Origin of the sequence: Shinella agrisoli, assembly GCF_046557955.1 — a bacterium.
GTDB lineage: Bacteria > Pseudomonadota > Alphaproteobacteria > Rhizobiales > Rhizobiaceae > Shinella.
Map to the genome: position 1 here is coordinate 32350 of NZ_JBJIEP010000034.1, position 9468 is coordinate 41817.

The 9468-nt window shown below is 65.8% G+C and carries 10 protein-coding genes; all 10 read right to left on the reverse strand.

What is annotated here, in order from left to right:
- Positions 1 to 64: 64 nt before the first annotated feature.
- Positions 65 to 817 carry an SDR family NAD(P)-dependent oxidoreductase gene (locus ACIIOY_RS24695; protein ID WP_411037336.1) on the reverse strand — a complete coding sequence of 251 codons (753 nt, stop codon included), beginning with the start codon at positions 815 to 817 and terminating at the stop codon, positions 65 to 67.
- 4 nt (positions 818 to 821) lie between these two features.
- Positions 822 to 1574 carry an SDR family NAD(P)-dependent oxidoreductase gene (locus tag ACIIOY_RS24700; RefSeq protein ID WP_411037337.1) on the reverse strand — a complete coding sequence of 251 codons (753 nt, stop codon included), beginning with the start codon at positions 1572 to 1574 and terminating at the stop codon, positions 822 to 824.
- Positions 1571 to 2602 (reverse strand): proline racemase family protein, encoded by a 1032-nt coding sequence (locus tag ACIIOY_RS24705; RefSeq protein ID WP_411037338.1) that lies wholly within the window; start codon positions 2600 to 2602, stop codon positions 1571 to 1573. The genes ACIIOY_RS24700 and ACIIOY_RS24705 overlap by 4 nt, the downstream gene beginning before the upstream one ends.
- Positions 2599 to 4068 (reverse strand): aldehyde dehydrogenase family protein, encoded by a 1470-nt coding sequence (locus ACIIOY_RS24710; protein WP_411037339.1) that lies wholly within the window; start codon positions 4066 to 4068, stop codon positions 2599 to 2601. Before ACIIOY_RS24710 ends, ACIIOY_RS24705 begins: the two co-directional genes overlap by 4 nt.
- Before the next feature lie 18 nt (positions 4069 to 4086).
- Positions 4087 to 5319, reverse strand: a complete 1233-nt coding sequence (locus ACIIOY_RS24715) for an NAD(P)/FAD-dependent oxidoreductase (protein ID WP_411037340.1) — start codon at positions 5317 to 5319, stop codon at positions 4087 to 4089.
- Between the two features lie 64 nt (positions 5320 to 5383).
- The gene (locus ACIIOY_RS24720) at positions 5384 to 6262 is read right to left on the reverse strand and encodes a dihydrodipicolinate synthase family protein (protein WP_411037341.1); all 879 of its coding nucleotides are present in this window, start codon (positions 6260 to 6262) and stop codon (positions 5384 to 5386) included.
- Positions 6263 to 6271: 9 nt separating this feature from the next.
- Positions 6272 to 6940, reverse strand: a complete 669-nt coding sequence (locus ACIIOY_RS24725; protein ID WP_411037342.1) for an amino acid ABC transporter permease — start codon at positions 6938 to 6940, stop codon at positions 6272 to 6274.
- A gap of 8 nt (positions 6941 to 6948) precedes the next feature.
- On the reverse strand, positions 6949 to 7617 hold the full coding sequence (locus ACIIOY_RS24730; protein ID WP_411037343.1) for an amino acid ABC transporter permease: 669 nt from the start codon (positions 7615 to 7617) through the stop codon (positions 6949 to 6951).
- A 10-nt stretch (positions 7618 to 7627) separates the two neighbouring features.
- The gene (locus ACIIOY_RS24735; protein ID WP_411037344.1) at positions 7628 to 8398 is read right to left on the reverse strand and encodes an amino acid ABC transporter ATP-binding protein; all 771 of its coding nucleotides are present in this window, start codon (positions 8396 to 8398) and stop codon (positions 7628 to 7630) included.
- Positions 8399 to 8458: 60 nt separating this feature from the next.
- Positions 8459 to 9289 (reverse strand): substrate-binding periplasmic protein, encoded by an 831-nt coding sequence (locus ACIIOY_RS24740; protein ID WP_411037346.1) that lies wholly within the window; start codon positions 9287 to 9289, stop codon positions 8459 to 8461.
- Positions 9290 to 9468 lie beyond the last annotated feature (179 nt).

Genomic DNA, 9468 nt, shown 5'->3' on the forward strand with positions numbered 1-9468 from the left:
TCGAGGTCACACCGGGCGTAGTGCACCCGCCTTATTGATGAAGCCTCGTTGCAATCGTGGTCGGTCAGGCAACCGCCTGCGCGCCCGTGATCTCCACCAGCGAACCGCACATAAACGCGGCTTCGTCCGATGCCAGGAAGGCGACGAGAGCGGAGACCTCCTCCGGCCTGCCGATGCGGCCGAAAGGCACAAGCTTGTCGAGGTCGGCGATGGTGCGCCCGGAACGCTTCACCCCGGCTTCGAGCATCGGCGTGTGGATCTCGCCGGGGCAGACGGCGTTCACGCGGATCTTGTCGGGCGCGTAGTCGCGGGCAAGGTTCTGCGTGAAGCTCGCCACCGCCGCCTTCGTGACGTTGTAGGCGATGTGGTTGGGCGCCGGATGCAGGCCCCATTGCGAGGCGGTGTTGACGATGGCGCCGCCGCCCGCCGCGATCATGTGGGGCAGCGCCGCCTGGCAGAGGTGGAACATCGCATCGACGTTGACCGCGAAGCTCGCCCGCCAGTCCTCCGGCGTCAGCGACAGCAGGTTGCCGCGCCGGTTGATGCCGGCATTGTTGCAGAGCACGTCGATGCGACCTTCCGTGGTGATGACGTTCTCGATGATGGCGCGGCAGCCTTCGGCCGTCGATATGTCGCTGGCGAACGCGCGCGCCTGCCTCCCTTCGGAAGAGATCTGCGCGGCGGTCGCTTCTGCGCCTTCGCCGTTCATGTCGGTGACGACGACACGCGCCCCTTCGGCGGCGAAGCGGGTGCTGATCGCGCCGCCGATACCGCCGGCAGCGCCGGTTACGATGACGACTTTATCCTTGAAACGCATGGGATTACCTCAGGTAGCTGCCGCCGTTCACGTCCAGCACCGCGCCGTTGAGCGAGGCCTGCGAGGGACGGAAGGCAAAGGCGGTGATCTCGCCGATTTCCTGCGGATCGGCCATCCGGGCGATGGGGATGCCGGCCAGGGCCGCGGCCTCGCCATGTTCGGCGATATAGGCTTCGGCCATTTCGGTGCGCACCCAGCCGGGCGCCAGCGCCACCGCGGTGACGCCCTCATGCCCATGGCTCTGCGCGATGGATTTGGTGAGGTTGATCAGGGCGGCTTTCGACGCGCCATAGGCCATGGCGCCGGAGGTGTAGCCGCGCTGGCCGGCGCGGCTCGCCATGTTGACGATCCGCCCGCCGCCATGGGCGCGGAAATGCTGGATGGCGAGCTTCGACAGGTCGGCCGCCGACAGGAAATTGACCCGCATCTCGCGCGCCCAGACCCGTTGCCATTCCTCCATCGGCGCGTCGACCGCGACCTCGGAGCGGATGCCGGCATTGTTGACGAGGCCTGTCAGCCGGCCGGCGGCAGAGAGCGCCTGATCCCACAGGGCCTGCGGCCCGGCCGGATCCGAAAGGTCGGCCGATACGCACCGGGCCCTTCCATCGAGCGTCTTCACAAGCACCTCGGCGGCATCGCGATTACGGCCATAGTGGGCGATGACATTCGCTCCGTCCGCCGAAAGGGCGCGGCAGATCGCCTGCCCGATGGCACCCGTCGCGCCCGTCACGAGGATGGATTGCCCGGAAAGCCTCATAGTTCCCCCACCTGCGGACCCCAGGTGTCCGACAGGGCAAAGCCCTGCATGAAGGGATCCTGCGGATCGAGCCGCAATTGCTGGCGGCCGAAGACATAGGCCTGGCCGGTGATGCGCGGCAGGACGGCGGGGCGGCCCGCGACCGTGGTCTCGCCGAGAATCTCAGCCGTGAAGGTGCCGCCGATGATGCTGCGCGAAATGCGCCTGTCGCCGGCCTTCGCCTGTCCCCGCGCGTGCAGGATCGCGAGATTGGCCGAGGAACCCGTGCCGCAGGGCGAGCGATCCACCCGGCCAGGCTTCAGTGTCGTGCAGGTGATGACCGATCCGTCGGGCTGATGGTCGCGGAACATCACATAGGCGATTTCGTCGAGGGCGGGGATTTCCGGGTGCTCCACCGCGACCTGCTCCGCCAACAAAGCCTTGATCTCGGTTCCGGCCTCCGCGAGTGCGCGGGCGTGCTCCGGCGCGATCCGCAGCCCCACCCGGTCCACGTCGATCTGCGCATAGAAGACACCGCCGAAGGCGATGTCCCCGGCGATCCGGCCCCATTTCGGCGTGTCGATCGCGACATCGAGCGCATGGACGAAGGCCGGGACATTGTCGAGGCTGACAGACAGGCATCGGCCGTTCCCGCAGCGTGCGCGGGCGACGATCAGTCCGGCCGCCGTATCCAGCCGGACCACCGTTTCCGGCTCGATCATGGCGATGCGGCCGGTTTCCAGCAGCGCCGTCACCACGCAGATGCAGTTGGAGCCCGACATCGGATGGGCGCGATCCGGCTGCAGCACGATGAAGGCGGCATCGGCGTCCGGCCGGGTCGGCGGCAGAACGAGGTTGGTCGTGTGGACGACCTGCGCCCGCGGCTCGCGCGTCAGGAACAGGCGCAGGGACGGGTCCACATCGTTGAGGTGCTTCATCTTGTCGAGGATGGTCGCGCCCGGGATTTCGGGCGCGCCACCGACAAGGACATTGCCGCTTTCGCCCTGGCAATGGACGAGCAGGATATCGAGCGCCTTGTCGAAAGTCATTTCAGATACCATCCCCAGGGCTCCTCGCTGACGAGACGGGTGATCTGCTTGGTCTCCAGATAGTTGTCGAGCCCCCAGCGGCCGAGCTCGCGGCCGATGCCGGACTGCTTGTAGCCGCCCCAGGGCGCCTCGGTGAAGGTCGGCTGCGAGCAGTTGATCCAGACGATACCGGCGCGGAAGGCGGCAGCGACGCGCTCGCAGCGCCCGTCGTCCGCCGACATGACCGCGGCGGCGAGGCCGAAGCGGGAATCGTTGGCAAGCCGGATCGCCTCCTCCTCCGTCTCGAAGGGACGGATGCAGACGACCGGGCCGAAGATCTCCTCCGTCCAGGCATCGCTGTCGAGCGCCATGTCGGTCAGGATCGTCGGGGCGACCCAGTAGCCCTTGCCGAAGCCGTCATATCGCCCGCCGCAGGCGAGGCTCGCCCCCTGCTCCACGGCGCGGTCGATATGGCGCAGGACATCCTCGTACTGGCCCCTGTTGACCAGCGGGCCGAGCAGCGTGCCCGCATCGAGGCCGTTGCCGATCGTGATCTTCCTCGCTTCCTCGACCAGCCGTTCCAGCAGCTTCGGATAGAGCGGGGCCTCCACCAGCACCCGCGAGGTGGCGGAGCAGACCTGGCCCTGGTTCCAGAAGATGCCGAACATGATCCATTCGACGGCCTTGTCGATATCGCTGTCGGCGAAGACGACGAAGGGCGACTTGCCGCCGAGTTCGAGGCTGATGCGCTTGATGTCCTTCGCACCCGCCGCCATGATGCGCGAGCCGACCGGGCCGGAGCCGGTGAAGGCGACCTTGTCGACCGCCGGATGGTCGACCAGCGCCTGGCCGACGACGGAGCCCTTGCCGGAGAGGATGTTCAGCACGCCCTTCGGAAGGCCGGCCGCCCCGGCGATGACGCCGAGCTCCAGCGCCGTCAGCGAGGTGGTCTCGGCGGGCTTGAGGATCATGGTGCAGCCGGCCGCAAGCGCCGGCGCGACCTTCCAGGATGCCATGGGCAGCGGATAGTTCCAGGGAACGATGGCGACGGCGACGCCGAGCGGTTCGCGCACGGCCCTGGAGACGAAGCGCGCATCGGCCAGCTTCACCTCCTCCACCTCGCCGTCCAGCTCCTCGGCGAGCCCGGCGTAGAAATCGAAGCAGCCGGCGGCATCCGTCAGGTCCCATTCGGATTCGGCGAGCGGCTTGCCGTTGTCGCGGGTTTCCAGGCGCGCCAGCTCGGGCAGGCGGTCGCGGATGCCCTGCGCCATGGCGCGGAGGTATTTCGCGCGCTCCTTGCCCGAAAGGCGGGGCCAAGGCCCGTTGTCGAAGGCTTCGCGGGCGGCCCTCACGGCCAGTTCCGCCTCCGCCGCGCCGGCGGCGGCGATGTGGTGGAAGACCTCCTCGGTTGCCGGATCGATCACAGGGAGCATGGCTCCGTCGGCCGGGGCGACCCACTCACCATCGATGAAAAGCTTGTTCTGCATGGTGTCCTCACATGTGTTTCAGAAGCGGTCGACACGATAGGGGCGCATATCGACGGGCGGCGTCCGCCCGGTGATCAGGTCGCCCATCAGGCGCGCGGTCGTGGCGGCATAGGTGACGCCCAGATGGCCGTGTCCGGTGGCGTAGAAGACGCCCGGCACCTTCGCCGAGGCCGACATGACCGGCACGGTATCGGGAAAGGCCGGGCGATGGCCCATCCATTCGGAGAAATCCTCGCAGCGCAGGTTCGGCAGGGCGGTCTGCGCCCGCCGCACGGTGATCTTCGCGCGGCGATAGTCGGGCGCCGCGTCGAGGCCCGCCATCTCCACCGTGCCGCCGACGCGGATGCCGCCGGCGGTCGGCGTGACCATGAAGGCCCGGGCGGGCCAGATGATCGAATGGCGCATGGAAATGCCCGGCGACATGATCTGGGTGTGGTAGCCGCGCTCGGTTTCGAGCGGCATCGGTTCTCCCAGCATTTTCGAGAGCAGGCCGCTATGGGCGCCTGCCGATATCACCACCTCGTCGGCGGCGATGGAACCGCCTTCGGCGAGCTGCACGGCGCTGACGCGGCCGGACCGGTCGAAGCCCGCCGCCGCGCCGTGCCGGATTTCGCCGCCGAGCGCGGTGAAGCGCTCGGCAAGGCCGGTCACCAGTCGGAACGGATCACGCAGGCTCCGGTTCTGCGGAAAGAGCACGGCAAAACCGATGGCGCCCGACAGTTCCGGCTCCAGCTCCCGCGCCTCCGCGCCCGTCAGCCGGCGGTGCGGAAAGTCGAAGCGCTCGAGCAGTTCGATATGCTCGCGGTCGGCGCGGAACTCCGCCTCGTTGCTATAGAGCGAAAGGCAGCCCTCTTGCGTCAGCTCGCCTTCCAGCCCGGTCTCCCGCAGCAGAGGCAGCAGATCGTCATAGACGCGCTTGCACAGAACGGCGCCCTCGGCCTCCAGCCGGCGCAGCTTGCCCGGACGGGAGGCCGCGACGAAGCGCACGAACCACGGAACGAGCTTCGGCATGTAGCCGGGACGCACACGCACCGGCCCTTCGGGATCGAGCATCCAGCCGGGAATCTGCCGCCAGATCGACGGCCGCGAGGCCGGCATGAACTCCGTGACCGCGATCGAGGCCATGTTGCCGTAGGACGCGCCGCGCCCGACGCCGTCCTTGTCGAGGAGGACGACCTGCCGGCCGCGCTTTTGCAGTTCATAGGCGATGGCCGTGCCGATGATCCCTGCGCCGACAACCACGGTGGTCATGCTCGTCTCTTTCCGTCGGGCTTGAGAGGCCGGCCGGGCGGCCCATCCGCCCGGCCGTGCCGGATTACCGGTTGAGGATCGGCTCCATGGCGGCGCGGAACTCGGCCTTCTCCGCCTCCGTCAGGGGGCCGAGCGGTGCGCGGCATTCGCCGACCGGCAGGCCCTGCAATTCGCAGCCATATTTGATCTTCTGGACGAACTTGCCGGATTCGAGGATGTTCATCGCCCTGTAGAGGGTCTTCATCATCTCGCGGGCCTTGCCGAGATCGCCCGACCTGTAGGCCCGGTCGAGATCGCAGCAGGCCTTGGCCATGCAGTTCGCCGGCCCGCAGATCCAGCTTTCCGCACCCCAGAACATGAAGTCGAGCGCGATGTCGTCGGATCCCGACACGAGCTGGATCCTGCCCTCGTAGCGGCTGGCGATATCGACCGCGCGCTGCAGCACGCCGGAGCTTTCCTTGATGCCGATGACGCGCGGATCATCCGCAAAGTGGTCCATCAGCTCGAAGCCGATGTCCGAGCCGTCCTTGGCGGGATAGCTATAAAGCACGAGATTGACGTCGACCGCGGCGAGCACGGTTTCATAGTGCCTGATCAGTTCCTGCTGCGTCGGGCGGGTATAGAAGGGCGGCGCGAGCAGGACCGTGTCGTAACCGATCTCCTTCGCCATGGCCGTCTGTTCGACGACCTCGCGCGTAGCCGGGGCATTGGTGCCGGCGATCAGGATTTCGCCGGGCCTTGCAAACTCCTTTACGAACTGGAGAACGTCGCGGCGCTCCTCCGTCGATTGGCTGAAGTACTCTCCGGTCGAGCCGTTCGGCACCCAGCCGGTGACGCCGGCCTCGCGGAGATGGACGAGCAGCTTTTCAAACGCCTTGAAATCGACCCTGCCGCCGGCATCGAAAGGGGTGACGAGGGCGGGCATGACGCCTGACAGTTTCATGGGAGTCTCCTAGATAGCAAGTTTCTTGAGAATTCGGCTTTCGATGACCGTGACGGCGCGCGTCAGCGGGAAGGCGATGACGAAGTAGATGAGAGCGACGACGGTCAGCACCTCGACGGGCCGGGCCGTGTTGTTGGAGATGTTCTGGCCGACGAACATGAGGTCCGCCATGCCGACGGCCGAGACGAGCGCGCTCTCCTTGAAGAGGCTGACGCAGTTGGACAGCAGCGTCGGCGCGGCACGCAGCACGGCCTGCGGAAGGACGACGCTGGTCGTGCGCGCGAAGGGCGAGAGCCCCAGTGCCACGCAGGCATCCAACTGCTCGCGGCCGACCGATTTCAGCGAGGCCCGGAACGTCTCGCTGCTGATCGCGCCCATGTAGAGCGTCAGCGCGATCACGCCCGACGTCATGTTGGAGAGCTCGACGCCGAGGATCAGGGGCAGGCAAAAGAAGATCCAGAACAGCTGCACCAGCACCGGTGTGCCGCGGAAGAACTCCACATAGACGCTGGAGACGCCCCGCAGGACGGCGCTCTTGGAGGTGCGGGCAAGCGCCAGCACGAAACCGAGGACGCAGCCGAGCGCGATGCAGACCAGGGTCAACCTGAGTGTCGTCCACAGGCCGAGAAGGAGAGCGTCCTGGAACCTCAGCACGATCGCGAAGTCGAAGGTCATCATGCCTCTCCTCAGCTTGCCATGGTTTCGCGACGGCGTTCGAGATAGCCGACGATCTGGGAGACCGGGAATGACACGGCGAAGTAGATGAGCGCGACGATGGTGAAGGTCTCGATCGGACGATAGGTCTGCGTGGCCAGCGTCTTGCCCTGATACATCAGGTCCTGGACGGCGACGATGGCAACCAGCGCGCTCTGCTGGAAGATGCCGATGCCATTGGTCAGCAAGACCGGGACCGAGTTGCGGACCGCCGTCGGTAAAACGATATACAGAACTCTCTGGAGCGGATTGAGGCCGAGCGCCACACCGGCATCGAGCTGCTCGCGCGGCACGGCCTGGATCGCGGCCCGGTAGGCTTCCGCGTTGAAGGCCGCGAGATTGAGGCCGAGCGCCAGAATGCCCATCGTGATCGAGCCGAGGAACACGTCGAACAGCATGGGCACGCAATAGAAGAACCAGACGATCTGGATGATCGCCGGCGTGCAGCGGAAGAATTCGATGAAGAGCGTCGCCGGCAGGCGGATCGCCGCCCAGCGGCTCATGACAAGCAGCGCCAGCACGAAGCCGAGCGTCAGACCGATGGCGTTGGCGGCGATGGTGAGCTGGATCGTGACGACGAGGCCATCCCACAGCGGTCCGAAATTGCGGAAGACGGAACCGAAATCGAAGCTATAGTTCATGTCCGGCTCCTCAGTGCTTGATGTGGAAAACCCGTTCGATGAACTCGCGCGTGCGTTCCTCCTTCGGCGAGCCGAGCACCTGCTCCGGTGGGCCGTCCTCGACGACCACACCGCCCGCGCAGAAAATCACCCGGGACGCGATGTTCTTTGCGAACCACATGTCGTGCGTCACGATGACCATCGGCATCTGCTGCTGGGCCAGCTGCAGGATCACCTGCTCGACCTCGGCCACAAGTTCCGGGTCGAGCGCCGAGGTCACCTCGTCGAACAGCATGAGTTTGGGATCGAGCATCAAGGCGCGGGCAATCGCCACGCGCTGCTTCTGGCCGCCGGAGAGCTGGGCGGGATAGGCATTGGCCTTCTGCGCAAGGCCGAAACGCGTCAGCAACGTCATCGCCCTCGCCCGGGCGTCGGCCTTTTTCTCTCCCCTCACCTTCATCGGCGCGAGGATCAGGTTTCCCATCACATCAAGATGCGGGAACAGCGTATAGTGCTGAAAGACCATGCCGATGGAGCGCCGGACCCTGGCATCGATCGACGTCCTGCCCTTGCCATCGGCAGAGATATAGGGCTTGCCGCCGAAGAGGACGGAGCCGCTGTCGATCTGTTCGAGTCCCATCAAGACCCGCAGGAGGGTGGACTTGCCGCCGCCGGACGGGCCGATGACGACGACGCGGTCGCCCGCCTTCATCTCGATATCGAGACCCTGCAGCACTTTCACCACGCCGCCGTAGCTTTTGTGCAGGCCTTCGATCTTAACCAGCGCAGCCGTATCCGACATTGTCCAAACTTCCTCCTTGAGACAGGGAAGCGGAGCCGCGGTCGGCGGCTCCGATATTGCTCAGTTGGCAGCCTTCAGAACCTCATCCACCGCCTTGCGGATCAGGTTCTCGACATGGCCCGTGGCGACGCGCTCCTCAAGGAAGATGTTGACCACTTCGGCATCAGCCGCCGAGAGGTGGTACGGCAGGCCGAAGGCAACGCCCTGCTTGGCCAGCGCCGGCGCCGGGTTCAGCGCGACCGCCCAGTCCGGGTTCGACTGGATGAAGAGCTGGTTGGTGTCGGAGGCATCGACGAGAATGTCGGCGCGGCGGGAAACGACGGCGAGGCGCGTCTCGTCGTTGGTCGGCAGGCGAAGGATTTGTGCTTTTTTTGCTGCCGCAGAAATCGCCTTGTCCTGCGCCGAACCGGACATGACCGCCATGGTGACGCCCTCCTGATCCACATCGGCGACCGATTTAGCGTCCGCCGGGATCTTCGGGTTGTCCTTGTTGTAGGCAAGCGAGATCTGATACTCCATCGCCGGGATGGAGAACTGAACGGCCATGGCGCGGGCCGGCGTGCGATTCAACGCAAGCGACACGTCCCATTTGCCGGCCTGAAGGCCCGCGACGATGTTGTCCCAGGTCGTATCGACGAATTCGGGCTTCACCTGCAGGACCTCGGCGAACTCGCGGCAAAGATCGGCGAAGAAGCCCGAGTATTCGCCGCTTGCCGGATCGCGCATCACATAGGGCGGGGCAACGGCGGCGCCGCAGCGCAGAACGCCATTCTTCTGAACGCCTTGCCAGTAACCTTCCGCCGTCTGGGCCATTGCCGTGGTCGAAAGGCCCGCCGCCAGGGCGAGCGCTGCCGTCGCCCGCAGTGCGGACGTCATTACATTCGAAAACATGTGCATTCCCCTTTTTGAGCGCTTGGAAAGCGCGGTTCCACCCGTCGGCTTCGGCCGTTCTTGCGGTTCTTTTTGTCGGCTTCGTGTCGACTGCGAAAATAATGTCGTCTCCATGTCGACAAAGTCAAGCGGAAATTTTACGATTGCCGACACGTTGTTTTTCTGGCCCAATGCCCCGC

Bases quoted from the DNA above. Each gene is read 5' to 3' on its own strand.
- ACIIOY_RS24720 (WP_411037341.1), bottom strand. From the start codon at position 6,262: ATGAAACTGTCAGGCGTCATGCCCGCCCTCGTCACCCCTTTCGATGCC.
- ACIIOY_RS24705 (WP_411037338.1), bottom strand. From the start codon at position 2,602: ATGACTTTCGACAAGGCGCTCGATATCCTGCTCGTCCATTGCCAGGGC.
- ACIIOY_RS24715 (WP_411037340.1), bottom strand. From the start codon at position 5,319: ATGACCACCGTGGTTGTCGGCGCAGGGATCATCGGCACGGCCATCGCC.
- ACIIOY_RS24740 (WP_411037346.1), bottom strand. From the start codon at position 9,289: ATGTTTTCGAATGTAATGACGTCCGCACTGCGGGCGACGGCAGCGCTC.
- ACIIOY_RS24695 (WP_411037336.1), bottom strand. From the start codon at position 817: ATGCGTTTCAAGGATAAAGTCGTCATCGTAACCGGCGCTGCCGGCGGT.
- ACIIOY_RS24710 (WP_411037339.1), bottom strand. From the start codon at position 4,068: ATGCAGAACAAGCTTTTCATCGATGGTGAGTGGGTCGCCCCGGCCGAC.
- ACIIOY_RS24735 (WP_411037344.1), bottom strand. From the start codon at position 8,398: ATGTCGGATACGGCTGCGCTGGTTAAGATCGAAGGCCTGCACAAAAGC.
- ACIIOY_RS24725 (WP_411037342.1), bottom strand. From the start codon at position 6,940: ATGATGACCTTCGACTTCGCGATCGTGCTGAGGTTCCAGGACGCTCTC.
- ACIIOY_RS24700 (WP_411037337.1), bottom strand. From the start codon at position 1,574: ATGAGGCTTTCCGGGCAATCCATCCTCGTGACGGGCGCGACGGGTGCC.
- ACIIOY_RS24730 (WP_411037343.1), bottom strand. From the start codon at position 7,617: ATGAACTATAGCTTCGATTTCGGTTCCGTCTTCCGCAATTTCGGACCG.